Genomic DNA, 24,910 nt, shown 5'->3' with positions numbered 1-24,910 from the left:
GCAGTTTACAGCCTGCCCTATGAAACCGCAAATATTTATATAGACACAATCAATAACTTTGTTCATGGAAAGAGAGAAGGTAAAAGGGGCTGCTGTTATCACTTTCATCTCGCTGATATATTTTATGTGGCTAATGGTGGTGGTCCTAAAGGAAAGGGGATATATTCTTCCAAATGCTGACCTTTTCCTGTCGTTAAGAGAATGGGCAATAATTGGCATTATTCTTTACGCCGTTTTTTTGATAATAGAAATTTTTTATTACCTTTCTACTCCAAAGAAAGAGGAGGGTGCTGAAGGGATAAAACTCGTTTCTGCCGTGATAAAAAAAGTTTTCTGCAATAATTGCAATACAGTTTTTTCCATAACAGATACAGGAGTGAGACCGCTTAGATATACCTGCCCCAATTGTGGAGGGGAGGGGGCTCTCAGGGGTAAAATCGCCGAGGGCATAAGAAAAAATATAAAATGTGGGAGATGTGAAAATTTATTTGAAATATATGATACCGGAGAAAGACCACTGAAATATGAATGCCCTGAATGCCATTTTGAGGGAGCCGTTTCGTCATAGGTAACCATGTTCAAGGTGAGGATAGAAATAAGGCTTAAGAAAGGGATTTCGGACCCTGAGGGAAAGAACATCTTAAAAACATTGCATCTCCTTGGTTTTGGCGAAGTCAGGGATGTAAAAATGGCTAAAGTTACAGAATTGTTTATGGAAGGCGAAGATGAAAAGGATATCAGAAATAAAGCAAAAGCGATGTGCCAGCGCCTCCTTACAAATCCAGTTATACATGATTACGAAATAACGGTTGGAGAGGAAATAGATGACTGAGGAATTTTTCCACAATGTGCATAAAATAAATTTATCCAGTGCCAATGATGAAGAATTGATGGCCATAAGCAGGGATATGGGGCTCGCACTCAGCCTCGACGAAATGAAGCGAATAAAGGAATATTTTAACAAAAGACGGCGTAACCCCACAGATTTGGAATTACAGGCTCTTGGCCAGGCATGGAGCGAACATTGCTGTTACAAGTCTTCGGAGGTGGTATTGAAAGAGAATATATATGGCATTGAAGAAGAAAAAATTGCAGCCAGGGAAGATGCCGGTGTCATTAAATTTGATGATGAACATTACTACGTTGTGGCGTTGGAATCACACAATCATCCTTCGGCAATAGAACCCTATGGCGGAGCAGCCACAGGCATAGGCGGCATTGTGAGAGACGTACTCTGCATGGGCGCCCAGCCCGTTGCACTGGTCGACCCTCTTTTCTTCGGAACGTTAAATTACGACTACAAAAAATTGCCAAAGGGAGTGAAGCATCCCCGATACCTGTTCAAGCGGGTTGTGGAAGGAATAAGGGACTATGGAAACAGAATAGGCATACCAACCGTTTCCGGCCAGGTTTATTTCCATGATGGGTACATAGGCAACTGTCTGGTGAACGTGGGATGCATCGGCATAGTAAAGAAAAAAAATCTTATCCACAGCCGTGTAAAAAATCCTGGCGACATATACGTCTATGCGGGCGGCAGGACTGGAAGAGATGGCATACACGGCGTAACATTTGCTTCCGAGGAACTCAAAGAAGAATCCGAGGAAAAATCAATTTCTGCCGTTCAACTTGGAGACCCGATTACGAAGGAGCCACTCATACATGCATGTCTTGAATGTACCGAAGAAGGAATTGTCGAAGGAATGAAGGATATGGGCGGCGGCGGGTTATCATGCGTCTGTGGAGAACTTGCATACGATGCTGGATACGGGGTAGAGATACACCTCGACAGAATTCCGTTAAAGGAGGAGGATATGGCCCCATGGGAAATATGGGTATCGGAATCACAGGAAAGGATGATGCTCACAGTAAAAGAGGAAAATGTTGAAAAAGCCCTTTCAATATTTGAAAAATGGGATGTGGAAGCCGTTCCTGTAGGCAGAGTTATAAAAGAGCCTTTCGTTCGCGTATTTTACAAGGGAAAGATGGTGGGGGAGCTGGATTTAAGGTTTCAGGTTGCAGGCCCATTGTACAAAAGACCATGGAAAAAACCCGTAAGCAAAGAAAGAAACGACCCTGATTTTGACATGCCCGACGTTGAGAAAATGCTGCTCAAAATCCTTTCATCCCTCAACGCATCCTCCAGGGAATGGATAATCCGGCAATACGACTTCGAGGTAAGAGGGAATACATCTATAAAGCCGCTTCAGGGGGAAATCGGGCGGCAGACTCACGGTGATGCGGCTGTCATCAAGCCGCTGTGCGATTCGTATAAAGGGCTTGCAATAACATCAGATGTAAATCCGTATTTCATGTCCATGAATCCGTATCCGGGTGCCCGCTCAGCCGTAGATGAAGCATGCAGAAATCTGGCAGCCGTCGGAGCACACCCCGATTCAATTGGAGACTGCCTTAATTTTGGCAATCCAGAAAAGCCCGAAAGGATGGGCGAACTTTATGAGGCAACAAGAGGACTTGCCGAGATGGCAAGATCGCTTCGTCTTCCATTCATTTCCGGCAACGTGAGCCTTTATAATGAAACAGCAGATGGATCGGTGCCCCCAACGCCAACAATAATGGGCATAGGCATTGTTGACGACATAAGAAAATGTGTCACATCAAATTTTAAGGTGGACGGAAATATTATTTACCTTGTTGGAACGACCAATAAAGAGATGGGAGGAAGCGAATATTATCAGGCAATGAACATGCCCGGAGGAAAAGTACCGGGAAGCAATGTAAAAATATTGAATAAGAGCATGAATTCCGTCATAAAAGCCATAGAATCTGGATTTGTTTCAGCGTGCCACGATGTATCTACAGGAGGACTTGCATCCTGCCTTTCCGAAATGGTCGTGGGGGGCAGAGGGGCCGAGATATGCCTTTATGGGATGGGGAGCATGAGAACAGACTTTAAACTCTTTTCCGAGTCAAATACCAGATGGGTGATAGAAGTTAATAAAAGAAATGAAGAGGATTTCAAGAGTCTTTTTGAAGGGTTGGAATTGATAAAACTGGGAGAAGTCAAAGGCAACAGATTAACCATATACGATGGAGATGAGATGAAAAAGTACATTGATTTGCTCGTAAGCACGTTGTATGATAAATGGAACGACAAATTATGGGATGGTATGGGCTAACCTGCAAGCTTTTTTAAAAAATCCAAAGAGTTGCTTGTTTATCCTATTACTTCAACATTTATTGCTTTTGGGCCTTTTGGCTCATCCTTTACATCGAACTTTACTTTTTGCCCCTCTTTCAGCGGCGTATTGGATTTTACATCCGACTGATGGACAAAAATATCTCTTCCCATTCCTTCTGCTCCGATGAATCCATAGGATAGCATCCACCTTTTAACTGTTCCTTCCATTTATTCACCTATTTTTCTTATGATAATGAGCTTCTTTTATATGTAATTTGTGGTTTGTGTCTACCTGAAGCATAGATCAAATTATTTATATTAAGATTCAATAAAGGATGGATGAAAAAAGTTATTCTTGCCGTTACCGGTGCATCTGGAATTATATACGGAATAAGATCTCTTGAAGAGTTAAAAAAAGCCGGCTGCAATGTTTATCTCATAATATCAGAAAATGCAAAGAAAATAATAAAATATGAAACTGAATATGATTTAAAAAAATTGGTTGCCAGTGTAGATGAGTATTTTGAGGAAAATGACATGACGTCCAAACTGGCCAGTGGCTCGTTTCAATATGATTATGCTGTAATTGCGCCCTGCAGTATGAAAACGATGGGAGCGATCGCCAATGGATATACTAGTAATTTAATTACAAGAATGGCAATGTGCACATTAAAGGAAGAAAGAAAGCTGATTCTTGTCCCGAGGGAAACGCCGCTTGATCTGATAAGCCTTGAGAATATGATAAAGCTTAAAAAAAGCGGTGCTGTAATATTGCCCGCAATGCCTGCATTTTATCATAAGCCCAAGCAAATAGACGATGTTGTAAATCATATTGTAGGTAAGATACTGGATCAACTGGGCATAGAACATTCACTGTTTAAAAGATGGGATTGTTAGTCAAAGAGCCTTTCAGTCATCCATTCAGGGGTAAAGGCGATCTGGTCGTCATATCCCTGCCCATTTCCTATGAAAAGAAGCGGTTTTCCAATTGTATATGCGATAGAAAGTGCTGCCCCTCCTTTTGCATCCGCATCCACCTTGTTCAGTATAATGCCGTCTATCCCAACAACCTCATCAAATCTCTTTGCCTGCTCCACCGCGTCATTACCCGTCAATGCGTCACCCACAAAAACAATCATGTCCGGCTTTGCAACTTTTTTTATTTTTTTCATCTCATCCATGAGATTTATATTGGTCTGCATTCTTCCCGCTGTATCGAGTAAAACAACATCCTTGTGCTTTGCCTTTGCATGCTCGACAGAATCGTAGGCAACGGCGGCAGGGTCGGCCCCAGCCGAGTGTTTTATCAATTTCACCCCAATCTTATTGGCATGCATTTCCAGCTGCTCTATCGCCCCAGCCCTGAACGTATCGCATGCACCCATGACAGAGCTCAAACCTTTCTTCTTCAGCTGGTGAGCAAGTTTTGCTATAGTGGTTGTTTTTCCAGTGCCGTTGACGCCAACAAACATTAAGACGACGGGCTTATTACTTTCTTTTATAAATGTATCAAAATCCTTTCCATTGGATGATAAAATTTTTTCTATTGCTTTCTTGAGGGTTTCTCTCACCGCCTCGCCCGCATTTTTTCTTTTGATATATGGCAACTGCCCCTTCACGCTGTTCTTTATGTCCTCCACAACAGGAAGAGCGACATCAGCTTCAAGAAGCCCCATCTCCAAATCCCATAAGAGTTCATCCAGTTTTTTCTCGCTCAGGGATAATGTTGCCTTCCTTGTCTCGCCAAATTCCTTCCCCAGTTCCAGTGTTTTTCTCAACTCCTCCTCTATTTTTTTGTCCACACTTCTTTCCTTTTCAGATGGTTCCTCAACTACCGCCTTTTTGACCTGCCCTTCTACTGCCTCCTCAAAATTTTTAAATTTCTTCTTCAAAAATTTGAACATCTCAATCCTTTCCCTCGCCTTTCCGTAACTTCCTAGATAGCTCCTCCACCTTCACTTTTATATTCTCGGAGATTTGTATAAGTTTGTCCTCTTCTTTAAGAAATTCATCTATTTTTTTGTCCACAAATGTCATTGCCTTGCCTATGGGCTTTTCGGTGACCACCCCGCCCCCTACGCCCGTCATAACTTTCGAAGTGTCTTCAATAGAGGCATGAATAAAAACATTTCCTCCAAGAGGCACAAGCAATTCCCTCCCTTTTTCTGTTCTCGATATCTCTTCAAGTGCTGACTTCACCCTTCTATATTCCCCCAGCAATTCTTCCATAAGTCTAACTTGTTGGTATACCACATCCATTTTTTCCTGGTATTCCTGCAGGAGAAGTATATTTTTTCTATCGTCCTCTTCTGCTCCCATGTTAATGCCCAATTAAATATTGTACTACAAGATTCTCTACTTCATCGGGTGACAACTCTTTTACTTCCTCTATCTTTATCATTTTTCTTTTTGCCCGATGGTTGCTACCAATTATAGATACAATTTTCTCTTTTGCCTTGGCTTTGCTGCTGCTCGCTATTTCTTTTTTAAACGGCTGCCAGGTATTTTTCATATAAAATTTTCCTTCTACCCTATATGCCTTTTTTTTCATTTTATTCACCTACCAAACTAAGCGCATCTTCTATCCTGCCCATTTCAATACCCGTTGTTTTGCTGCCCACAATGGCACCATTCACATTTGCAACCATTCCTGCACCGACGTAGGGAACCCCATGATTTATTGTTCCTATGTTAACATCTACCCCGAATAATTCCTCTAGTTTCTTCTTTTCTTCTTCATCCAATTTTGGATGGCATAGTACACCTTTGTTTGTTGCTACTGCAGCCATACCAACGGTTTTTATGCCCGCTATCGTACCACGTTCCGTCTTTACATCCAACACGCCCTTTATATCATTTATTGTTTTATCTTTCATCATGGGATGAATAAGCGCCCCGTAATCATTAACAAGAATATTATTGCCTGCAGCATTAAATTTATCTTCAATTACAAGCATGTTTCCATCAAAATTTTTTGCTATAATATCAATTTCGTCTTCACCGATAAAATCTGTAACCACAGCCCCATGAGAGTTCAATGCTAGCAGGGAACCTATTATTGTGCTTCCACCGATGCTCGCTTCTATGACTCTAACTTTCAAAATTTCTTCTACGATTTTTTTCTCTTTTTCCTGCAGAAAGGGATGCACAAACGCTATGTCATCATTGGCCCTGCAAAAAACACCCAGATATGGATTACTGTTAAAATCCAATCTCCTAAGCATGGTAATAAATGTTCTACTCATCCGCCTCTTTCTCGACTTCTTCTTTTGCTTCTACAGTCTCTTCAGCTTTCTCTTTTGACTCCCCAACTGGTTTCTCCTCAATTTTCTCTTCAACTATTTCTTCTTTAACTTCCTCGGGCATCTCCTCTTCAGCAACCTCTTCAACTGGTGCTTCTTCTTCCTTTGCTTCCTCTCGCAATTCTTCTTCGGGTTGTTCCTCGGTTTTGCCCTCCTCCGCTTCTTCTACTTTTTTCTTTCTCTCTGCGACTTCAGCCTCGGGTGTGTACGCCCAAACAACCCCGTCATCACCTTTTACGCCCTTTACCCTCAGTCTTGTAGGAATATTGCCTCTACCCCTGGACCACAACTTCTCATTCAGGCTGACGTCCATCATAACTTCCTCGGATTTCATATGCTTAGCAAGAAATCTCTTTATTTCCTTAACAGCCCTATTTACCCTTCTTGGTCTCGGCAAAGACTTTACCTTGATCAAAGGGATGGTATAGATTTTTTCTTCTGGCACTCAAATCACCTTTTCAACTTCCCTCTTCTCCAACTCCTTCTCTTAGGGTGCTGAAGAAATCTCCTGTTCGTTTTCATAATTATCCAAGCAGGCACACGCCTATTGCTCTTGGTTTCTCCGCCCAGTCTCTTCTTTTTGCCCAATGGTTTATTTCGCGACATTTAAATCCTCCTTATTTTTATATCTCTTTTTTTTGGCATCAAATTTTTTATCAGTATTTGAAATGTTTTATCATCCAGTTTTTCTCTTATTCTCCCCATCTGGTACAAACGTATGAGCTGATTTTCTATCATTTCTGCGTTAAGAGGGTTTGCTATTCTTATTCTTCCCAATCTTTCCCTTGCATCTGCATCCAGTAGTTGACGCATTATCGCCCTTTTCTGATCACGTATGTATTCTTCCCCGGCCTGCTCTTCACTCTCACGCTGAATCTGCTGCATCATTCTCCTCTTAATATCCTCCGCATCCATAGTTAATACCACATTTATTGTTCTATTTAAATTTTTCTTATCGCTTTACCAATTCATGCGCCGTATTGTCCACAAACGATTGACCTTTGGGAGTGACAACACGCCCTTTCCCCTTGATGGTTTTTACCAACCCGGCTTCTTCCAGTTGCTGAAGAGCCTTTCTTATTATGGAACCGCTGCCTTTCCTACTTTTATATGGCTTTGCCTTTCGGTCCCTCTTACCGCCAAATAGGCCGCGTAAGTGCTCGGTCCCTATTGGGCCGTGCATATATACTTTTCTCAATATTGCCGCTACCCTTACATGCCACCACTCAGGATTGTCTGGCTGCCTTTCTCTATGGACGCCAGTCTTTACCCATTTTGCCCACTCCGGCGGCATGATTTTGAATTCATTCTTCAGTTTTTCCGATAATTTTTTTATTATCGCCTCTGCTGGAACATCATAAGCCGTGGTCATATTCTCAACGCCCAATACAAAAGTAATATAAAAAAGTAATGTGAATGAATGAAGCACTTTCCATCAATACAGATGGCACGGGTTAAAGGGGGGTCGATAGCCTTTCTCCCCGACAGGAAGGAGGAGGCGATGAGAGCGATACTGCAGAAATTTGATAAGAAGGTTTGGAGATAAATATTTTGGCTTTTTATTTTCCTACAGGAACTATAAAGAGAGGATCAAAATTATCTTCATCCAGTTCAACAATCATAGTTCTAATTCCATGGCTTTCTTTATGCTACCTTAATGACTCAAGCATATTTTTCCAATCGTCCCAGGTTATAACCAGTAAATCGTGGATAGTACACGAAGACCGGGAAGAAACTCCGTAATCAACACTGGTACCATCTTTACATTGCTTACTCCTGCCAGAGTTGCACTAAACAAAAACAGACCCATGCATACTATCGATATTATCTTTATCATTTTTTTTACCTCCTTACTTAGGAATACCCTCCGATTTTCAAGCTCGGGTCACCAAGCAATACAAAACCTTGAATATTAATAAGATCTCTTATTGATGTTCCTAATGTGTTAATATATGTGTTTTCTGCATATCCCCAGCATTCACCAAGATATGTTAACTCTTCTATGCCATGAGCATAAAAGAAATTGATCTCCATAAATCCGCTACCCCATTCAATACAGTCTGGCTCTGTTATACCATCATGGTCTAAATCTCCACGCTCCCCCACACCGCTAAGAGAAATACAGGTATATCCCAGGCTTGCAATACTTCCCCCTCCAATCTTTCGGTTAAAAAACCAGCTGATAGATTCCACTGCAGGAAAGAATATCAATATCTTTGGAAGGTCATAGTAAGGATTCCAAACATGCGGACGATTTGTGACTGAAACATTGAACATAGCAGTATGGCAACCTCCAAATACTACAATAGGATATTTTTCATTCAAAAAGAATGGGATATCCCATATTCCAAATCCTGGTTCAGACTCAGTCTTATCATGCTTGTACGTATTCCAATATATAACCCAACCATGCCCCTTAAAATGCATAAATGATGCTCCATCGCCCAGGGCTTCTCTAATTTCTCTAGCAGATACAGTTCCTTCTGACGAATATACCTTTATTGGTTCATAGCCTGGTAGGCAGTTTGCTGACTCAGTGGTTATAAGTTCTCCTTCATCATAGTCAGTACCTGGATCTTCAAACGTATCTCCACCAATGAGAACAATTTTTTTAGCATTTTCTGGTTTTGATTCATAATTAATTGTTTTTTCAACCATGGTTTTTACTTCAATTTTGTTTCTACATGCCCATCTTCCAACGTATACATCTGGATGTAAATCCATGTCATCCTTTTGTGTTCCAAATACATTGTCATTGTCCGTATCCCATGTTGAAAAATTTCCTTTATCATCATAAATATCAGCAAAATATAAGTCACTTAAATAAGTTGCACTCCATCCCCATGAGCTAACTGTCACATACCTGACTGGAGTGTACCAGTTTTCCTCAATTCCGTATTTTCGTCCACCAACAATCAAGACAAAGGTTATGTTCCACTCATCAAGAGCACTTTTTAGGAAATATTTTATTTTCTCGGCAGCGTCTCTTCCATTTATAGGAAAATAAGTGCCACTATAAATCTCATTCAATCCAACCACTATGGTTTGTATTCCATGACTTTCTTTATGTTGCTTTAATGGCTGGAGATCTTCTTTCCAGTTATTAGGGGCAATAACCAATAAGTCATATGAATCCGTGGCAGATAATTCAAGGTTATTTTCAGAGAAAAAAAGGTGGTTATGCTTTTCCCGTGTGATGGCAGGTACTGCGCTAACTAAAAGTACACAAATACATGCCAATGCAAGTATTTTCTTCATTTTCTTACCTTCCATATTATCAACCAGGATTTGCTTATAAACTTTGCTAATGCGTTACATGGGAGTCTAGGTTTCCTTGACGTTTTTTGGCATTCGGAACTACTGAATGTCAGTAGTTCCGAAAGTGGGCGATGCTGAAGAAATTTTACAGCAAGATGTGGAGCTATCAATAGCTAAAAAGTGTGGCTAAGTTGTTTGATAATGACTTGACAAGAGAAGGTTTGGAGATAAATATTTTGGCTTTTTATTTTCCTACAGGAACTATAAAGAGAGGATCGAAATTATCTTCATCCAATCCAAGAAGAGAGCAAATAGTGATTTTATTTTCGATTGGGAAGAGATTACTTGACAAACCCCATGCTGTTGCTTCCAAAAGAACATTATAGGCAGATGCACCTGCCTCATAGTACCACATCCACCGGTATTCCTCCCCTGAAAAATCGTCTCCTCCCTCCGGTCTTGTTCTTTCAAGATCAACAACTGGAATAATAATCAATGGAGCAGCGGCAAGAGATGGCAGGGAACAAGCCTGGGCAAGATCTTCACGATAATCACCTTTCATCACTTTTTGCATTATTGATATTATCGGTAACCCTAAAAAGTCGATGAAGGGGTATGGAGTTAGATATAGCAAAATATTGGGATGATATTGATAAACGGCTGATTCAGTGAAGGCATAAATACTCAATGGATAATATCCGTGGGCACTGGGAACAGTTCGATGTCTATTGATATGGTATCTGAAATCAGACTCAGTTCTATCAAGGAGATAGGAATATCCATATGAAGACCAAATCATTTGATATTGTTCATGATTCGTCAGATGTCCTTCCCATGATTGTGATTCATTCCTCTGGTTTATTGCGTTTGTTAGAGACATATCCGAGTATTTTATTCGAGGAAGAAGTGATAAATCCAATGGGCGATATCTAAAATCATATGGATAGAATGGATGACCAAGTGGCATTAGAATTAACGGTATTTCATTAGGAGGCAGACCAATCCTTGCCAAATAGGACCATGGAAGAAGATCTGCATTAACAACGGTTCCTAAATCAAGGGCATTTGCCATAAAAGCAATATTTTGTCCAATCTCTCCGATTTCAGCACCAACATAATATTCATTTTCACTCTTATTTGTATCCCACGCAAGCCCTATATAAACAGGGGCACTATATTGGCCGAAATTAAAGGAACTAATTTTCTTTAAGAATTGAAGTGAATGATTCGTTGGATCATATCTATACACATCAAGTTTAAATGACTCATTTTTTATTAGTACATAGATATTGACTCCATGAACATTATCGATCAAGGGAACAGTTCGCTTTCCATCATCTCGATAGCCATATGCAGCCCATAGAATCGTTGAGAGATGCTCGTCACTCACTGGATCGGCGGAGAACTCTCTTATTGAACATCTGCGGAAAATAGATTCTTCAAGAATCATATCAACGGGAATTGGTGGTGGAAGTTCATAACCCTGCGATAGAATGTAATCTTTATCTATTTCGACAGTTTCATCAGCAGACATTAATGTATTAAGTGTTCCAATTGTGGGCACAAAAGCAAGACCAAAAAATAGTATCATTACTCCGATAATCAATCCTTTTTTCCATATTTTCTTTTTCATTTTTTGCCTCCAAATATTCAACAAAACATAGTTTATAAACCTATCCCACAAGAGATATTCCTTGACAAAACCAAACAAACCAACTACCCAACAAGGAGGAAAGCGACGATGTTGTTCGATACGGATTTATCGAGAAAGGAAAAGGAAAGAGGGGTTTCTGCTAGCTTACTTTGAGAACAAGTGGTCCGAGCAATAACCCTGATGCTTTCTTAGTAAATTCTCCAGCTGTAACAGTGATATCAATAGGTCCTATCCCAAACAAAAGTCCACTTTTTACAGTTACTTCAGCACCAGCTGGCACCCTTTCTATACTATCTGTAGTCTCCTTGCCAAGAAAAACAAGTCCACTGAGAGAGATAGACCACTCTACATTTTCTGCATCTGCTGTCCCGGTATTTGTGATTGTTGCTGTAATCCCAAATCCGCCAGAAATTTCGCCTATTCCAACGATTGGCATATCAAGGGTATCGAAATAGATATCGTTGTTATTGTTCCTGTTATCTGTCCAGGCACCAAATGCTTTGTCCATATCTGCGTAGCGATATTCTTCTACTACATTCCTCCCTTCATCATTGACTTGTTGCGATGGCTTCCATGTTGCCCCGCCATCTTCACTAATAGTAGAATAAAGGTTTCCATCTTTAACATAGAGACATGTTGCTGTACTGCCGGTGGTAGTTATAGCTGGATATTGTTCATCTGTACCACTGTCAGCTACCGTGGAGGTACTCCATGTATTCCCGTTGTCATTGGAATATACACACATAATATCCTCATTTCCTTTCTCGTCAGTTTGCATTACTATGTAGACATTTTCATTGGCAGCTGCAACATCTGGGTTTCTATAATTTGGAAATCCCTCGATTACGACCGAAAAGTTCCAGTAGGGTCCTACCTCCCAATATAGATAATCGGCGTTGGGGTGCCATTCCATCCAGATATCTCGCGTTCCAATCGTTTCATTCATGACCTCAAATACTCCGTATGCTTTCCCGTTGGATTGGTCTATATCTATTTTTGCATGGGAACATTTCTTCTCTGCCCAGTCTGTGTACCAAGATGACCAGTGAATACCCCAGTATCCTTCCATATATGGGTCCAGACTGAAAGTCCAGGTTGGTCCATTCACCATTTCGCTTCCAGGATCGTTTGTGCTAGATAACATAAATATTGCGCCCCAAAATTCTGGGACAAAACCGCTGTAACCAGCAATGGATGTATCATGAAAGTCATAAAAGTCGTAAGCACTTTCCCAATCCAGCATCCAGATTCCCCAACCTGCAGGATCCGTTATGTCTGGCATGTCTACCAACATGGTTGTCCCAGATTCTGCTGCAGCAGGTGTGAGTGTTCCATATACATGATGGCCTCCTCCAGGACCCCAGAAATCTAAATCTGGCATTGCTTGGATACCATCTATTATCCATCTGTGTCTCAAATTCTCTGGCCATGTCTCTCCGCCATCTATGGAAGCAGATGCAATGACATCATGGTCAAAAAAATCTATAGTTGTTTCATACATTATCACCAAGTTTCCATCTTCATCTACTGCAATAGCAGGATGATTATCATTGTCTGGATCAGAAGTGATTGGGACATCTGTTCCCAAACAGGCAGTAGATAAGGGGGATGGCCTTATTTTAACTCCATTAAACGGCACAGCAAGGTCATGAGATTCCATTCCTCCTATTGGTCGCATAACTCGTGGTTCAACATCTTTTTGCATTTTATTTCTGCTCGTCGAGGCATCTGATGGCCCTATCAATGTTGCACTTGTTAGAACCAGTACCATTACTGCAACTAAAAACACTGCTAGCAAGCAAAGTATTTTTGCTTTTTTCATTTTTTCACCTCCAAACATTCAACAAAAGATTATTTATAAATCTATCTCACAACAGATATTCCTTGGCGAAAATAGATAGAGAGTGTCCGTTTTCCCGATACCTTCCTACAGTTCAAATTTCTCTATCTTTTTCCATATAAAAATGGAGGCAAGGATGAGCATTGCACTGATTATGGCAAGAATAATCGGGATATAAATCGTAACGCTGCCCGAGCTCTCGTGACTGCCCAAGGTACATGTTCCATGAGAGGGAGTTTTTTCCTTTACATAAAGATAGGTGGTAATAACGGCCCCGGCAATAGAGATAATAGCAGAAGATAAAAGCAGTGTTATTTTCATTTTTTCAGGGTGAAGAAGATTTTTTCCTTTCCATGTAAGGCAATAATATACCCACTTATGAGCAGAATTTTCTTCCTTCTTGACCAGTTCAGCATCCACAAGCTTGAAAAGATGTTTGTAAATAGCAGATTTATTACAATCAAGATTTTTTGCCATCTCCGATAGAGTTTTACGCCTTTCATCCAGTTCTTTCAATATTTCTATTCTCGTATCTGAGGACAGAGCAACAAAAATATCCCTGTCGATGATAATCTTGTCCGACATAAATATTTAAGATGATGCATTTAAAAAACGTTTGGATTTTGTTCACCAAAAGGAAATAGTAAGCTTTCTACCAAAGATAAAATTAAATACATTTCTCCCCTTTCACCAGCGTGGCAAGAATCACCGACCCGGATAAAATACTTGAGATAGCAAAAAATGCCAGGGTTATTGCAGTTGTGGGCATATCTCCGAAAAAGGAAAGGGCAAGCTACTATATATCGGAAAGAGTCAGAAAGAAGGGTCACAAAATGTATTACATAAACCCTGTATATGAAGGGCAGGAGATACTTGACGAGAAGGTGCTGTCGTCCCTGAAAGATGTGCCGGAAAAAATCGATATCGTGGATGTGTTCAGAAATCCAAAATATGCGTCCCCCATAATGGATGAAGCAATTTCCGTAAATGCCGGGGTGGTGTGGCTTCAGCCGGGGGCTGAAAGCGAGGGGGTGATTTCCGCCTACGAGGACAAAATCGACATCATATACAATGCATGCCTTGGAGTTACTGTAGAATATTTCTAATAAATATCTTGGTTGGAGACCTCAATTGCTATTGTGCCAAAATTAACTCTCTTGTTTTATCTACTTCTTACTCTTAGCGCTGTTTTGGACTCTTGTTCAAAATGATTCTTTTCTATTTTAGAGAAATCTAAATACTCTTCTGCACCCATATGGCTCTCCCCCAATTTTATTATCTTTCAAAAACTCTCAGATTTGAGGGGTTATTGAATTTCCCATCAAAAATTTTATTTATTACAACCAGATTATTTAAAACGTGATTTTACGGGATAAAAGGAAACTCGGCGTATCGTATATCCCCGAAAAGACGCCTTGCAGGGAAAATGAGAAGAACCGTCTATCTCTTTTGCTTGAGAACGGACGGGCATTGATAAGCGGAGAGGTCGGAACGGGAAAGACACTCCTGGCAAAGCATACTGGCGGGGATGTGTATGTCAACTGTTACACAACCAAATCAGAGCATAAGGTGCTGGAGGAGATACTCCACCAGATAAGGCCGAATTTTAGCACCGCAGGGCTGGCAGGACAGCGTCTATGGCGGGAAATAGTCGGAGAACATCTCATAATACTTGATGAAATCGATGGGATGGATCCAAAAGATTTAACGCATTTCGCATATACGATTTCCAGACAGGCAGAGTTGAGAGAGGGCATAAGGTATGTGGCTGTCACCCGCTCCGCCCTGATGCTGAGGCAGATAATACACGACATGGCAACCTGGTCAACTTTTGCTGAGAAAGCCGTTGTGGAGCTGCATCCGTACTCCAGAAATCAGATAGTAAAGATACTTGAATACAGGGCTGGAGAAAGCCTCGTGCATGGAAGCTATGACAATGATATACTCTCACTGATTGCCGATATCGCCCTTGTTTCCGCAGGGCATATGCGCTCTGGAATAGACTTGCTACGGAATTCAGCAATGATAGCCGATCAGAGGGGACATGAAAAAATACTGCCGGAGGATGTGAGAGAAGCAAACCGGGAAGGCTGGCTGAACGGGCTTACCGAACTGGACAGACGGCAGGCACTTGTTCTTCTCTCTGTTGCCGTTTCATGCAGGAGTAGGGCATATGTAGATATGGATACAATTTTGAAGGAGTATATATCAAAATGCGAGGAGTATGATACAGAAACAAAGGAAAAAGAAGTGAAAAAAAATCTGCAATTGCTCCTCAATCAGGGACTGGTTTATGAAAGTGAAAGTGGATACACCATACTCGATTGCCCCGCAGAAGTGTTGGTCAAAGAAATCGAAAACTTTTTAAAGGCGTAGAAGGGGCTCCCCTTGCTTATATACTCCCAAAAGATTTATTATACGAGGATAAAACCTCCGCATATATAAAGCGCCCTGATGCGGGCATGCGGGGTTTTTTTATTTTTTTAATGACCACAAAAACAAACCTTATAAACCAGAAATGCATTCAATAATACATGGGAATAGGGGAATAAAATTTCTCTCCAATTTTTTCATTCCTACCTCCTTTCCCCATTCCCAGACTTTTTGTAAGCCCCGAGGTTTCAATTGCCACCATATTTTCTCCTTGCCCACAGTATCAGGAACGAAGGAAGGATAAAAACCGATGAGATAAAAGCGAAGAAGATTGTCATGGCAGTTATCCTTCCAAATTCTTGAAGCGGCGGCATGAGTGAAAAAGAAAGCAGGCCAAAGCCGGCAATTGTCGTCGTAGCAGCACCAAACAATGAAATGCCCGTCGAGTTTACCGTTTTATGTGCAGCTTCTTCTATGCTGCCTTTTTTCAACTCTTCTACAAATCTATGTGAAATGTGTATTCCGTATGTGACTCCAAGTCCCACAGTAAGGGAAGCAATTGATATTGTCATTACATTCAAAGCCATCCCCATAAGATACATTGCACCCAGTATCCATGCCACGCAAAATATGACAGGTATGACCGTTATGATGCCCAAAGTTATGGATCTATCCCTGAGATAAAATATTATCATGAGTATTATAAACGACGTTAATATTGTAAGAATTAGCGAATTTGTTTGCCCTTTATTAAGCGTATCTTCCACCATAACGGTTACAATCTCGTCACCTGTCACGCTCACTTTAAATTGATCGAAAGGCTCTGCATCTTCTTTTAGTTCGGCATATAACTTCATTATTTTTTTTCTGTCCCCTCCCGTATTCGTGGATATTTGAATAAGTGTGGCGTCATAGGATTCATTTTTGTTCAATGCGGTTTTGGCAAGTTTTTCATTATTGGCGTAGAGGCAGTCATAAAGCATTGTTATGTTTTCTTTCGTTACATTCTCCTTCAGTATGCCAGAATTGTTGAAATAAGTAAAGTAAAGAGAAGAGAACGTTGAATTGCCTGGCATGATTGCATAATCATGCATTACAGTCGCTATCGATTGCACCTCAGGCGTTCCATCTATCTTTACTACGCTTTCATCATCTGATATATTTTTGACGGTTCTATTCAACGCTTTGTAAAATGACGGATTGCATACATCTCCTTTGACGAGTATGTACACACTCTGCGCCTCTCCACCCATAAATTCAAAGTTTTCCGTCATATAGTGCAAATCCTGTGTAACCTCAAGATTCTCCGGCAAAAATTCGTCTATATCGAACGTCGTGTTTAAGTTGAGAGAAGCAACCCCAGAAAGAAGAGTCACTGCTATAGCAATGGAAATAACAATGAAGGGATGCCTATTTCCGGCGGTTGCTCCAACCCCGGCAACTTTATTCACAAATTCTTTTCCATTCCTTATTATATTGCCCTCCTTTTTTTCTTCTGTCTTTTTATTGCGAAGTTGCTGTACTGAAGGGACGAAAAGAATCATTGCTATGAAACTGGCAAAGGTTCCAAAAGCGCTCAGAGTGCCGAACTGCTGGAGAAGTTCTATTGGAGAAACAAGATTGGATAAAAAAGCAACCATTGTTGTCAATGTTGCAAGGAAAAGGGCAGCCCCGACTGTCTCGAGCGTCTTATTGGCCCTATCCCTCCCACTTTCCCCGTTTTCCTCCCTGTACCGCATTGTCAGATGGATTCCATAATCTATTCCCAGCCCCATCAGCATGATTGGTATGGCAGTGGTCATTGGATTGAATTCAAAATGGAAGGCGGCACCAAATCCGTACATCCATATTATTGAGAATGCAAGGACAATGAGGCTCAGGATTGTATCCATTAAATTTCTATACACTATAAGGAGAACAATAATAATCATAAGAATTGCAAGGGGTATTAGCATTTCCATGGATTTATCCGATGCGTTTATTATTTCATCGGCTATCAGCCTTCCCCCAATTGTTGTTGTTTTTACATGCTGTGCATCCACACTTTTTACCATTGCATCAGTTGTTTTCTCGATTTCCAGCGGATTTTTTATTTCCGGATTTAATGAAAGTATAATGAGACATCCTTCTGCCTTTATGTTGCTAGAGGAGACATTAAAGTCTTTTGTTAAAGTCCTTGATATATATTCCAAAGCCGCTTTTCCTTCAGGGTCGAAATAAAGAAGTTTTATGGATTCTTTTACATTGCTTGGGGTGTATTTGAATTGAAGATTGATTGTTTTGTTTTCTCCATGTATTGTAATATTCTTACCAAGTAACGCTTTTTTCATCTGGGTTATATTATAAGGATAATAAAGCAGGAATTCATCGTCTATACCCTGTATTTTTGCTTCTGCCACTATGCGTGTTACAGCAAGAGTTGTCGGCAGACTTAGTATATTGCCCTCAGGATATACAGGCTCTTTCATATTTGCAACTACTGTTGCGTTTTGAATCAATGCCTCCTCAACTTCAAAAATTTCTTTGAGGTTTTCTTCGTTTAATATATCTCCGTCATTTGACCTGAAAAGAATTTGGATGGTATATTGTTCGGTATAATTCGAAGTTGCATCCCGCCATGCATTTACCACTTCCATATCCGGCATAAAAGATTCTTCATTCAACTGGGTTGATACGCCGTTGGCATATATTGAAAAAATCATGATGGCGGTTATAGCCAGCACCACTACTATGCTTGCCCTTGGATGCGCCGAAATCCATTTATTTATTTCTATCATTTTTTTCCTCCTTTAAATCAACAAGTTGTTGGTATGCTTTGGCTAGAATACTCCTTATCTTTTTACTGTCCACGCCATTCCTTTCCAGCTCGGTAGCCACATCCCATATTTTGGATATCATGAGAGATCTACAGGAAAATCTGCCTGCCCTCGCTTCCTTCAGCAAATTTTTCAGTCCGTTATCCTCAAAAATTTCTGCAACGCTTGAAACATGACTGCTCAATTTTTGATATATCTCCTCTCTGAGTTTTTCTCCTTCATCCAGCAATTTTTTTCCTTTAGCTGTTATGCTGTAAACCGTTCCCCTGCCTTTCTTTTCCCCTTTGATTACGTTTTTCTTTTCCATCCCTTTTAGCAGGGGATATACAGAGCCGGTGCTGGGCCTATAACCTAAGATCTCCTCACATTTCTTTATAATTTTATAACCGTTTGCTTTCCCCTCGGAAATGGTTTTCAGCATGAAATATTTCAGGAAAGGTGTTCTCATAGTCCGATATCGACATATTGATACCGATATATAATTTTTGCTACTTTATTTTGCTATCATAGCGCGCAACCAGTCAGCAACGTTTTCGGCATGGTCCGCGATGTCGTCGGTCCAGTCTGTTATCTTCAAAAGGTGATATATGTCCATGGGAGCCAACTCATTTTCCATCTTATAAATCTCCTTGATAATTTTATACCTTTCCTGGTCTGCTTCCCACTCCTTCCTGTGGACGTTATGAATCAGTGCCTTCACTGCATCCCTATCCTTTTTTACAAAGCTGCTTTCCACCAAGTCTTTGACTTTACTGACTGCTTTTTCCATTTCATCCACAGTTTCAGCCACTAGATGCGCATGTTCAATGAATGTTTCTTTCAGTTTTATCGGGATATTCGTATGCCGTACGTCCATTAGTTGAGCGAGATTTTCTGCATGGTCGAGTATGGCGTCCTGCTCCCTCAGAAGCCATATAAAATATTTTTTATCTACAGGCATGAGAATAGAACTGGGCAGGTGGGAACGAATATTTCCTTTTATCAAATCTGCTTCGTGCTCCAGTTCCGATATCTTTTGTGTCGCTTCAGAAAAATTTTTGATAGACCCCTTGTAATATTTCACTATCGCTTTCTCCAGTATCGATATGCACTCTTTGACCTTATCCATGTGTTCAAGCAACCCGGCAAACGGGGATTTCTTGCGATATGTATAAAATACTGGAGCCCTTACTCGCATTGCTTTCTCTTTCATCCTAGAATACAATTATCAAACCTCTATAAATCAGTATCGATAATGTAATGGCTGCAGGAATTGTGAATGCCCATGAATAGATTATCTTTTTTACGACGGATAAATCAACAGCTTCCAGCCCCCTTGCCAGCCCTACACCTATGACCGCCCCTACGACTGTATGCGAAGTTGAAATCGGCAGCCCCAACCTTGAGGCTAAAAGAACGGTTGTTGCCGTCCCAAAATCAACGGAAAAACCTCTTGTATTGGTGAGTGTCGTTATCTTTGAACCCAGCGTACGCATGACTTTATATCCCCATGTCAGTATCCCGGCGGCTATGCCGGTTCCGCCCAATGCAAGAAGGTAGTAAGAAAAATTGCTGCCCGCAAATGCGGTATTTTCCAATGCAGTAGTTAAAACTACGGAGAGAGGAGCGATTGCATTGGCAACATCATTTGCCCCATGGGAAAGGGCAACATAACATGAAGTGATTATCTGCAGTCTTTTGAATAAAAACTCCACAGCATCGTAACCCTTTCCTATAGTCATTCCCCTTACAATAAAAACACCTGCCACGGCCGAGATTACAAAAACGATGATGGAAAACAGTATTACTTCATCCACGCTGGTAAAAAGCATATCACCGAGACGCGTTTTTGTGAAGAGGGAAAGGGATATAATGAAAAATGTTACCCCTATGAACAGCGGTCCGAACTTTTTTGCCGATTCTACTGGCTCGCCAGAAGCAAAAACAAAATGCACGATAGAGCGAAAGATTAAAAAAGCAATGACAGCCCCTGCAAGGGGGGAAAGAACCCATGATACCATCACCTCGCCAAGCTTTTCCCAGATAATAACATCTGTTCCTCCCGCAATAAGTCCGAAACCGGTTATGCCCCCTATGACGGCATGCGTTGTCGACACCGGCAACTCTTTCCATGTGGCAAGAGTTACAAAGATGGCAGCTGCGATTGTGGAAGCCAGGAAACCAAGCATCACGGCATGGCTATCGCCTATCATGCCTGTGTTCACAATCCCTTTTTCCATGGTATGCTTCACATCACTTCCCAGAAAAACTGCACCCAGGAAGTTAAGTATAGAGGCAATTATAACTGCCTGGCGCAATGTTATTGCCTTTGCACCGACGGCAGTGGACATGGAGTTTGCAACATCATTGGCACCTAAGCTCCATGCCATGTAAAGACCAGATATGATGGCGATAATCACTATCAAAAATGTTAGCAGCCCCATGCCGAATATCATTACAATGTAATATTCAACGGGTTTAAAATTTGTCGCCTTTTTAATATCACGATAGTTCTATCAGCACTTCCTTGTTTTTTATAGCCTCAACATCCCCGACACCCTTCAGGGACGAAAGCATGCCATTTATGGTGTTTTCTACAAATTCCCCGGCAAACCGTTTGAGAGGTATGTTTTTCCCATCTACGGATATTTTCACTCTCGTTTTTTTCAGTGCCTTGCACTCGCCAATTGTCGCATCTTCCCTTTGTATTGCCTTTGCCATCTCGCCACATGTGCCGTAGCCACATGCACCGCAATCAATGTCTGGCAATTTTTTCAATATCCTTTCTTCCTCAACTTTTTCCCTGATGTATTCATATGCTTCCTCAACACCGGGATTTTTCATGATTATGTTTTTCCCTTCCCCATTCCCTATCCATATTTTTTGGTAGCTGGATTGCTTGAATCCCTCGAGCAATACAATGTCTGCATCTATCAAATTTACAATCTCTTCAACATTCTTCCCGCCTTTGAAAAAAATGGCGGTTTCCTTCCCTGCAATTATCGCAGATGCAACAGCCCCTGCATTGATATGCCTGCTCGTATCCTTTCCCCTCACGTCTATTTCATCCAGATGCGTATTTTTTATGGTGAGCACGTCGTAGTCATTTTTGAGCAGGGATAAAAGACTCTCGACAAACGATGTTTTTCCTTTCCCCTTATATCCACTGACAGCTATGATCATGACTTTGAATAGGAAGGAAATTATTAAAAAATTTGGAAAAGCTTTTCTCAATGACAAATGGCGGGCCAGAGAAATAGAAACATTTATTGAGGATAATTGTATTTATGAGTATGGCTGATATAAAAATACAGAATATTGTCGCATCGACAACCATCGCGGAAACGTTGGAGTTAAACAGAATCATGGAATCTTTACCGAATACGAGTTACAGGCCAAACATATTTCCCGGCCTCGTACTGCGCATAGATAAGCCAAAAACCGCATTTCTGCTGTTTAAGAGCGGAAAAGTTGTGTGTACGGGTGCAAAAAACATCGAGGATATAAAGAAAAGCATGGGAAAAGTATGCGATATGCTGAAAAAGGTTGGCTTTAAAGTTATAGACAATCCCAAAATAAATGTTCAGAATATTGTCGCCTCCGGCGACTTGCATGGGGAACTCAATCTGGTAAGTACTGCCCTTGCCGTCGGGCTTGAAAATACGGAATACGAACCAGAAATTTTTCCGGGCATAGTATACCGGATGAGAGAGATGGGAGTTGTCCTGCTTCTATTCAGTTCAGGAAAAATTGTCTGCACCGGCGCCAGAAAACCTGAGCAGGTGTCAAAGGCAGTGGAAAAACTGAAGGAAGAGTTAGAGGGAAAAGGGCTGCTGTACTGATTTTCATTTTTTGTTGCAATCTAAAGGGGCGTAACCATATACTTTATATCAGCACCAGCTCTCGATAGACCCATACAAAATGCGCCCTGCGATATCAAGAGTTTCACCGGTTACATCTCCAAAAGATGCCCGTGCTATCGCCTGTGGTATACGGCGAATATAATCCCCCATCCTCAAATCGCGACGGAGTTGAGTTGTATAATATTCTTCCACAAGCTCATTCACGCTGTTAACATATTCCTTGACTTCTTTAGGCGATGCCACAATGTTTGGGCTATGAGTTTGTGCCATTTCTATCCACTGGTTATAGAAGAAGGGTTTTTCTCTTATTTCCCCTCCGCCATAAAACTTCTGTTTGAACAGTTCTAGACGGCTTTCCTTGTCTATTTTTTCCGTTTTAACGATGAGGGCGAACCTGCTCATTAAAAGAGGAGGCAGTGATATATTTTCCAGCGGATTGCCCTTAAAAACCTGGGACGAAGGGTTTGCAAAAGCCACCATTATGAACTTGCTTTCTATCTCCTCATGTATTTTCGCTGAATGCACACTGCATCTCCCGTTTGACAACAATTCATAACAATATTCTATGTCGCTGTTAGGTATTTTGTCCAGCTCATCCACCAGAATAATTTTTTTGTGGGAATATGCAAGTGCCCCTATCTCTCCAGTAGCAAGATTTATCACCAAGCCTGCCCTGGTCGTATTGGCACCTATCGTCGTAACATTATGAAAATTCCTCTCTATTATCTCCTTTGCCAGCGTCTTGCTGCTGCCTGGCTCTCCAATAACAATCGTATGAACGGGCTCTTCGAACGTGGAAAACATGCTCACCGCCAGCGACTTCTTCATTATTTCATTTCCCTTTATCTCATCAAAAACAGTTTTCCAGAATCCGTCAAATTGCCTTTCCTTCGCAAAACTGATTACCTGTTCCTCACTCAATGGCATATGCGACGAAAAAGTTTTTTTTCTGCCATCAAGAATTTCTTTTTCAATTTGTGATGTTTCCAGTATGCGGTCGAAAGCCCTCCCCTTCCTGTGCAGTTCCAGCATGCCTTCTTTTTTCACCAAAGAGGCAGATCCGGGAGGTACATTATACACACCCAGAACAGAAAGAATAGAAGTCATTATGGCGCGGGATATGTTTCTGAGGTATACCCTAATAACATCTTCTTCGATTTCAATTTCTTTTATATTTTCATGGGCGATGATGTTTCTTGCTCTGCGTATGAGAGCGTTTCCCTTGCCCCTGCCCATCCCCAGCCTTTCCTGATTTAAAAGTACTATCTGATCAAGGCCTGTTACTCCCATCGACTCAAGTTTTTTTCTGTCGGATGGTGCAACTCCGAGTTTATCCAGGTCATCTTCCATAAATAGCGATAATATATTTGCATAATTAAAGTTTCGTTACTCTCTTGCGATTACAACAAAATTGGATTCAACATATTTTTTAAATCCCGATTTTTCGACAATGGCTTTAAGAGATGTGGATTGCTCACCTGCGTCCAAGGCTACAGTTACATGGACAATGGCCATACCTTCGGGATCTGTTCTTGCAGATGATGATGAGCTGCCGACAAGTTTAACATTTGCGTTCTCCACCGCATTACCATCTTTATCGACCACATTCACAACAACATCGAAAGATTGTTCTCCTGCCCCTGAAACAATTACAAGGTTGCCATCCCTTCCCTGGCACTGAATACATTCGACCACGAAAGTCTTTTTTGGGGCGGTAAGAAAAGTAATGGCGACCAGCAAAGAAAAAATAATGACTGCGAGAGCAATAAGTGCGATAATGCGTGAGGGGGATTTTCTTATATCCTCAAGAGATACCACGAATTTCTCCCAGTATTCTTTCATACCAGATATAGCACATGCAGCATTTAAAAGTTTGCGGATGCAAATAAATTTATATGCTATTTGGAGAGTTACAATCATGGATATCAAGGGCGTTGTGTTTGACCTGGACGGCACCATCACCAGAACAGGAGTAAGATTTGCCCCCTTCAGAGAGCGTATAGGATGCGGCGAGAAAGATGTGCTGGAATACATCAGCAAGTTTGATGAAAAAAGAAAGGAAAAAGCGTACAAAATACTTGATGAATATGAAAAAAGCATTCAGGAGGATTGCATTCTGAACGATGGTTTTTTAGAAGTTATGGACTTTTTAATGGAAAACAATATCAAGACGGGGATTGCAACACGATCGTCTAAAAAACACGCACAAATTGTTATGGGGAAGCTGAACATCCCGATTAAAAATATCGTTGGAAGGAAAGATGCTGCCCCGAAACCATCTGGAGAGCCTCTCATCTTGCTCTCAAAAATGTTTGATGTGCCGCTCAACAAAATGCTTTTTGTCGGAGATTTTTTGTGGGACATGCTTGCAGGCAGGAATGCAGGAGTCAAAACCGTGCTGCTTTCAAAAGACCACACAAAAGATTTTGCCCATCTCGCAGATTACACCATTCACGATTTCAGAGAATTGATAGAGATTATTGAGAGATGAGTGAAGATAAAAGTAGGACATTAAAGGAATGTTGCTAATACTGAGATTCTGCAAACCTACGAAATCAATCTCGGGCAACAGACTGGCTATCATGTTTACAACAATCACCAATATGATTTAGCTGTAATAATTGTATTTTATTTCATTTATTTATAAATCTACCGTCATCTTTTGATGTTGGAAGTTTGTGAA

29 protein-coding genes are annotated in these 24,910 nt (G+C 41.0%); 9 read left to right on the top strand and 20 right to left on the bottom strand.

Annotated features, from left to right (window positions below; translation table 11 throughout):
• The first annotated feature begins 64 nt into the window (after positions 1-64).
• Genes U9O96_02970 through purL form a run of 3 tightly spaced genes read left to right on the top strand, consistent with a single transcriptional unit; the run spans position 65 to position 3,140 of the window.
• Positions 65-568, top strand: a complete 504-nt coding sequence (locus U9O96_02970) for a hypothetical protein (GenBank protein ID MEA2054069.1) — start codon at positions 65-67, stop codon at positions 566-568.
• 6 nt (positions 569-574) lie between these two features.
• Positions 575-832: a phosphoribosylformylglycinamidine synthase subunit PurS gene (purS, locus tag U9O96_02965; GenBank protein MEA2054068.1), complete on the top strand. Its 258-nt coding sequence runs from the start codon at positions 575-577 to the stop codon at positions 830-832.
• Positions 825-3,140 (top strand): phosphoribosylformylglycinamidine synthase subunit PurL, encoded by a 2,316-nt coding sequence (gene purL, locus U9O96_02960; protein MEA2054067.1) that lies wholly within the window; start codon positions 825-827, stop codon positions 3,138-3,140. Before purS ends, purL begins: the two co-directional genes overlap by 8 nt.
• Before the next feature lie 38 nt (positions 3,141-3,178).
• On the opposite strand, the gene U9O96_02955 is transcribed toward purL, so the two are convergent.
• Entirely contained in the window at positions 3,179-3,370 is a 192-nt protein-coding gene (locus tag U9O96_02955) for a cold shock domain-containing protein (GenBank protein ID MEA2054066.1), read from the bottom strand.
• A 111-nt stretch (positions 3,371-3,481) separates the two neighbouring features.
• Between U9O96_02955 and U9O96_02950 the strand changes: the two genes are divergently transcribed.
• Positions 3,482-4,039, top strand: coding sequence for a UbiX family flavin prenyltransferase (locus U9O96_02950; GenBank protein MEA2054065.1), 558 nt, complete (start codon positions 3,482-3,484; stop codon positions 4,037-4,039).
• Here the strand turns inward: U9O96_02950 and ftsY are convergent.
• The 8 genes from ftsY to U9O96_02910 are packed head-to-tail and all read right to left on the bottom strand — an operon-like array spanning position 4,036 to position 7,816.
• On the bottom strand, positions 4,036-5,046 hold the full coding sequence (gene ftsY / locus U9O96_02945) for a signal recognition particle-docking protein FtsY (protein MEA2054064.1): 1,011 nt from the start codon (positions 5,044-5,046) through the stop codon (positions 4,036-4,038). The genes U9O96_02950 and ftsY overlap by 4 nt on opposite strands.
• A 1-nt stretch (position 5,047) precedes the next feature.
• Positions 5,048-5,461, bottom strand: coding sequence for a prefoldin subunit alpha (gene pfdA / locus U9O96_02940; GenBank protein ID MEA2054063.1), 414 nt, complete (start codon positions 5,459-5,461; stop codon positions 5,048-5,050).
• 1 nt (position 5,462) lies between these two features.
• A complete protein-coding gene (gene rpl18a / locus U9O96_02935) occupies positions 5,463-5,693 on the bottom strand; it encodes a 50S ribosomal protein L18Ae (protein ID MEA2054062.1) in 231 nt (76 codons plus the stop codon).
• Position 5,694: 1 nt separating this feature from the next.
• Complete coding sequence (locus tag U9O96_02930) at positions 5,695-6,387, bottom strand: translation initiation factor IF-6 (protein MEA2054061.1); 693 nt, start codon at positions 6,385-6,387, stop codon at positions 5,695-5,697.
• The gene (locus U9O96_02925) at positions 6,380-6,889 is read right to left on the bottom strand and encodes a 50S ribosomal protein L31e (protein ID MEA2054060.1); all 510 of its coding nucleotides are present in this window, start codon (positions 6,887-6,889) and stop codon (positions 6,380-6,382) included. The genes U9O96_02930 and U9O96_02925 overlap by 8 nt, the downstream gene beginning before the upstream one ends.
• Before the next feature lie 5 nt (positions 6,890-6,894).
• Positions 6,895-7,050: a 50S ribosomal protein L39e gene (locus U9O96_02920; protein ID MEA2054059.1), complete on the bottom strand. Its 156-nt coding sequence runs from the start codon at positions 7,048-7,050 to the stop codon at positions 6,895-6,897.
• Entirely contained in the window at positions 7,051-7,359 is a 309-nt protein-coding gene (locus tag U9O96_02915) for a DNA-binding protein (protein MEA2054058.1), read from the bottom strand.
• Between the two features lie 37 nt (positions 7,360-7,396).
• Positions 7,397-7,816: a 30S ribosomal protein S19e gene (locus U9O96_02910; GenBank protein MEA2054057.1), complete on the bottom strand. Its 420-nt coding sequence runs from the start codon at positions 7,814-7,816 to the stop codon at positions 7,397-7,399.
• 48 nt (positions 7,817-7,864) lie between these two features.
• On the opposite strand from U9O96_02910, the gene U9O96_02905 reads away from it, so the two are divergent.
• On the top strand, positions 7,865-7,990 hold the full coding sequence (locus U9O96_02905; GenBank protein ID MEA2054056.1) for a hypothetical protein: 126 nt from the start codon (positions 7,865-7,867) through the stop codon (positions 7,988-7,990).
• Between the two features lie 308 nt (positions 7,991-8,298).
• On the opposite strand, the gene U9O96_02900 is transcribed toward U9O96_02905, so the two are convergent.
• The 4 genes from U9O96_02900 to U9O96_02885 form a co-directional block, all read right to left on the bottom strand.
• Positions 8,299-9,717 (bottom strand): C25 family cysteine peptidase, encoded by a 1,419-nt coding sequence (locus U9O96_02900; GenBank protein ID MEA2054055.1) that lies wholly within the window; start codon positions 9,715-9,717, stop codon positions 8,299-8,301.
• A 229-nt stretch (positions 9,718-9,946) separates the two neighbouring features.
• Complete coding sequence (locus U9O96_02895) at positions 9,947-11,335, bottom strand: nitroreductase family protein (GenBank protein ID MEA2054054.1); 1,389 nt, start codon at positions 11,333-11,335, stop codon at positions 9,947-9,949.
• 160 nt (positions 11,336-11,495) lie between these two features.
• Positions 11,496-13,178: a hypothetical protein gene (locus U9O96_02890; protein MEA2054053.1), complete on the bottom strand. Its 1,683-nt coding sequence runs from the start codon at positions 13,176-13,178 to the stop codon at positions 11,496-11,498.
• 105 nt (positions 13,179-13,283) lie between these two features.
• Positions 13,284-13,781, bottom strand: coding sequence for a winged helix-turn-helix domain-containing protein (locus tag U9O96_02885; GenBank protein ID MEA2054052.1), 498 nt, complete (start codon positions 13,779-13,781; stop codon positions 13,284-13,286).
• 110 nt (positions 13,782-13,891) lie between these two features.
• Between U9O96_02885 and U9O96_02880 the strand changes: the two genes are divergently transcribed.
• Positions 13,892-14,302 carry a CoA-binding protein gene (locus tag U9O96_02880; protein MEA2054051.1) on the top strand — a complete coding sequence of 137 codons (411 nt, stop codon included), beginning with the start codon at positions 13,892-13,894 and terminating at the stop codon, positions 14,300-14,302.
• Positions 14,303-14,555: 253 nt separating this feature from the next.
• Positions 14,556-15,572: an AAA family ATPase gene (locus tag U9O96_02875; protein MEA2054050.1), complete on the top strand. Its 1,017-nt coding sequence runs from the start codon at positions 14,556-14,558 to the stop codon at positions 15,570-15,572.
• A 245-nt stretch (positions 15,573-15,817) separates the two neighbouring features.
• On the opposite strand, the gene U9O96_02870 is transcribed toward U9O96_02875, so the two are convergent.
• From U9O96_02870 to mobB, 5 genes are read right to left on the bottom strand one after another with little or no spacing between them, the layout of a single operon-like run.
• Entirely contained in the window at positions 15,818-18,346 is a 2,529-nt protein-coding gene (locus U9O96_02870) for an MMPL family transporter (protein MEA2054049.1), read from the bottom strand.
• Entirely contained in the window at positions 18,330-18,833 is a 504-nt protein-coding gene (locus U9O96_02865; protein MEA2054048.1) for a PadR family transcriptional regulator, read from the bottom strand. The genes U9O96_02870 and U9O96_02865 overlap by 17 nt, the downstream gene beginning before the upstream one ends.
• Positions 18,834-18,878: 45 nt before the next feature.
• Positions 18,879-19,577: a TIGR00153 family protein gene (locus U9O96_02860; GenBank protein MEA2054047.1), complete on the bottom strand. Its 699-nt coding sequence runs from the start codon at positions 19,575-19,577 to the stop codon at positions 18,879-18,881.
• Between the two features lies 1 nt (position 19,578).
• Positions 19,579-20,820, bottom strand: coding sequence for an inorganic phosphate transporter (locus tag U9O96_02855; GenBank protein ID MEA2054046.1), 1,242 nt, complete (start codon positions 20,818-20,820; stop codon positions 19,579-19,581).
• Positions 20,821-20,866: 46 nt separating this feature from the next.
• Positions 20,867-21,547: a molybdopterin-guanine dinucleotide biosynthesis protein B gene (gene mobB / locus U9O96_02850; GenBank protein MEA2054045.1), complete on the bottom strand. Its 681-nt coding sequence runs from the start codon at positions 21,545-21,547 to the stop codon at positions 20,867-20,869.
• Between the two features lie 104 nt (positions 21,548-21,651).
• On the opposite strand from mobB, the gene U9O96_02845 reads away from it, so the two are divergent.
• Entirely contained in the window at positions 21,652-22,206 is a 555-nt protein-coding gene (locus U9O96_02845; protein ID MEA2054044.1) for a TATA-box-binding protein, read from the top strand.
• 48 nt (positions 22,207-22,254) lie between these two features.
• On the opposite strand, the gene U9O96_02840 is transcribed toward U9O96_02845, so the two are convergent.
• Both U9O96_02840 and U9O96_02835 read right to left on the bottom strand, forming a co-directional pair.
• Entirely contained in the window at positions 22,255-23,577 is a 1,323-nt protein-coding gene (locus U9O96_02840) for a hypothetical protein (GenBank protein MEA2054043.1), read from the bottom strand.
• 36 nt (positions 23,578-23,613) lie between these two features.
• Positions 23,614-24,069 (bottom strand): hypothetical protein, encoded by a 456-nt coding sequence (locus tag U9O96_02835; protein ID MEA2054042.1) that lies wholly within the window; start codon positions 24,067-24,069, stop codon positions 23,614-23,616.
• 76 nt (positions 24,070-24,145) lie between these two features.
• On the opposite strand from U9O96_02835, the gene U9O96_02830 reads away from it, so the two are divergent.
• Entirely contained in the window at positions 24,146-24,718 is a 573-nt protein-coding gene (locus U9O96_02830) for an HAD family hydrolase (protein MEA2054041.1), read from the top strand.
• Positions 24,719-24,910 lie beyond the last annotated feature (192 nt).

This window comes from Candidatus Thermoplasmatota archaeon (assembly GCA_034660695.1).
Lineage (GTDB): Archaea > Thermoplasmatota > E2 > UBA202 > DSCA01 > JAYEJS01.
Note: the sequence above shows the minus strand (reverse complement) of the source record. Positions and strands in the feature narration are given on the sequence as shown.

Coding starts and splice junctions, on each gene's coding strand:
- U9O96_02955 (MEA2054066.1), bottom strand. CDS start 3,370: ATGGAAGGAACAGTTAAAAGGTGGATGCTATCCTATGGATTCATCGGA.
- U9O96_02905 (MEA2054056.1), top strand. CDS start 7,865: ATGAAGCACTTTCCATCAATACAGATGGCACGGGTTAAAGGGGGGTCG.
- U9O96_02870 (MEA2054049.1), bottom strand. CDS start 18,346: ATGATAGAAATAAATAAATGGATTTCGGCGCATCCAAGGGCAAGCATA.
- U9O96_02865 (MEA2054048.1), bottom strand. CDS start 18,833: ATGAGAACACCTTTCCTGAAATATTTCATGCTGAAAACCATTTCCGAG.
- purS (MEA2054068.1), top strand. CDS start 575: ATGTTCAAGGTGAGGATAGAAATAAGGCTTAAGAAAGGGATTTCGGAC.
- U9O96_02895 (MEA2054054.1), bottom strand. CDS start 11,335: ATGAAAAAGAAAATATGGAAAAAAGGATTGATTATCGGAGTAATGATA.
- U9O96_02840 (MEA2054043.1), bottom strand. CDS start 23,577: ATGGAAGATGACCTGGATAAACTCGGAGTTGCACCATCCGACAGAAAA.
- U9O96_02835 (MEA2054042.1), bottom strand. CDS start 24,069: ATGAAAGAATACTGGGAGAAATTCGTGGTATCTCTTGAGGATATAAGA.
- U9O96_02950 (MEA2054065.1), top strand. CDS start 3,482: ATGAAAAAAGTTATTCTTGCCGTTACCGGTGCATCTGGAATTATATAC.
- U9O96_02920 (MEA2054059.1), bottom strand. CDS start 7,050: ATGTCGCGAAATAAACCATTGGGCAAAAAGAAGAGACTGGGCGGAGAA.
- U9O96_02855 (MEA2054046.1), bottom strand. CDS start 20,820: ATGATATTCGGCATGGGGCTGCTAACATTTTTGATAGTGATTATCGCC.
- U9O96_02915 (MEA2054058.1), bottom strand. CDS start 7,359: ATGGATGCGGAGGATATTAAGAGGAGAATGATGCAGCAGATTCAGCGT.
- ftsY (MEA2054064.1), bottom strand. CDS start 5,046: ATGTTCAAATTTTTGAAGAAGAAATTTAAAAATTTTGAGGAGGCAGTA.
- U9O96_02885 (MEA2054052.1), bottom strand. CDS start 13,781: ATGTCGGACAAGATTATCATCGACAGGGATATTTTTGTTGCTCTGTCC.
- U9O96_02910 (MEA2054057.1), bottom strand. CDS start 7,816: ATGACCACGGCTTATGATGTTCCAGCAGAGGCGATAATAAAAAAATTA.
- U9O96_02845 (MEA2054044.1), top strand. CDS start 21,652: ATGAGTATGGCTGATATAAAAATACAGAATATTGTCGCATCGACAACC.
- purL (MEA2054067.1), top strand. CDS start 825: ATGACTGAGGAATTTTTCCACAATGTGCATAAAATAAATTTATCCAGT.
- U9O96_02900 (MEA2054055.1), bottom strand. CDS start 9,717: ATGGAAGGTAAGAAAATGAAGAAAATACTTGCATTGGCATGTATTTGT.
- U9O96_02860 (MEA2054047.1), bottom strand. CDS start 19,577: ATGAAAGAGAAAGCAATGCGAGTAAGGGCTCCAGTATTTTATACATAT.
- rpl18a (MEA2054062.1), bottom strand. CDS start 5,693: ATGAAAAAAAAGGCATATAGGGTAGAAGGAAAATTTTATATGAAAAAT.
- U9O96_02890 (MEA2054053.1), bottom strand. CDS start 13,178: ATGAAAAAAGCAAAAATACTTTGCTTGCTAGCAGTGTTTTTAGTTGCA.
- U9O96_02930 (MEA2054061.1), bottom strand. CDS start 6,387: ATGAGTAGAACATTTATTACCATGCTTAGGAGATTGGATTTTAACAGT.
- pfdA (MEA2054063.1), bottom strand. CDS start 5,461: ATGGGAGCAGAAGAGGACGATAGAAAAAATATACTTCTCCTGCAGGAA.
- U9O96_02830 (MEA2054041.1), top strand. CDS start 24,146: ATGGATATCAAGGGCGTTGTGTTTGACCTGGACGGCACCATCACCAGA.
- mobB (MEA2054045.1), bottom strand. CDS start 21,547: ATGATCATAGCTGTCAGTGGATATAAGGGGAAAGGAAAAACATCGTTT.
- U9O96_02970 (MEA2054069.1), top strand. CDS start 65: ATGGAAAGAGAGAAGGTAAAAGGGGCTGCTGTTATCACTTTCATCTCG.